General features: G+C 67.7%; 1 protein-coding gene. It reads right to left on the bottom strand.

Translation table 11 applies throughout. The annotated features are described in order from the left end of the window. The coding region (locus IG84_RS38520; protein WP_037801466.1) for a helix-turn-helix domain-containing protein at nucleotides 1-732 on the bottom strand (732 nt) is incomplete at its 3' end. Nucleotides 733-920 lie beyond the last annotated feature (188 nt).

Raw genomic sequence — 920 nt, 5'->3', positions numbered from 1 at the left:
CATCTGCCCGGTGAGGACGTCCCTTTCCCGGCCGCGGTCTGCCTGCTGCAGAGTGGTCATGCCGAGCTGCACGAGCCGCTTGCCCGTGCGGTAGTCACTCGCACGGAGGTAGGCCAGTGCCCGCAGGTACTGCCGCATGCCGCTCAGGATCGGGTCCGACGCCCGGTGTGCCGCCCACTCCAGACGGTCCAGGGCGATCGCGGAAAGGTCTATGAACCCGAGCTTCGTGGCGACGTCGTAGGCCGTGCGGTAGGAGCTGGCGAGTGTCTGCCACGCCTCTCTCGTGCCTGCGGTGTGCGCTTGGGTCGTCGCTTCGCAGATGAGCGACGGCAGTGCTGCGGCGGCTTGCTTGATGTTCGTCTCGCGGACCAGCATGCACAGCTCGTTGGCCTGGTCGGCCAGCTCCGCCGGGCGCCGGGGGGCGACGTCTGGATCCGGGCCCAGGTCGTAGACGTTGAGGGCCTCGCGGATCGGGTTGATCAGCCCGTCGAGTTGGTCCTGCTGCAGTTCCTCGAGGTAGGGCTGCCCGGTCAGTTCGGTGGTGGGGACGGACAGCGCGCGGGCCAAGGCGCCGATCACGGACGGGCTAGCAGGGATCCGCCCCTGCTCAACTTTGGTCAGTGCGCTGTACGACACGTGGCTCAGGTCGGCCAGCTCGCGCTGGCTCAAGTGCCGGCGTTTCCGCGCCCTCGCGATCCGTGCGCCGGTGTGCTCCTCGATGCTCTGTGGCATGCTGAACTCCGTTCTGCTCGACATCAGAACCGTACCCCTGTCGGCTCAGGGGTACAGACGATCGGCCCCTGCCCAGCGGTGGGGGCCGACGTGTTCCCCGGACATGCGAAATGGCCCCTCCCGCCCGAGGCGGAAGGGGCCTGCTCTTACGCTGTCTCTTATACACATCTCCGAGCCCACGAGACTCC

It is taken from the genome of Streptomyces ochraceiscleroticus (assembly GCF_000720485.1).
Lineage (GTDB): Bacteria > Actinomycetota > Actinomycetes > Streptomycetales > Streptomycetaceae > Streptomyces > Streptomyces ochraceiscleroticus.
The sequence above is the reverse complement of the archived record's forward strand: the minus strand, read 5'-3'. Positions and strand labels throughout refer to the sequence as shown.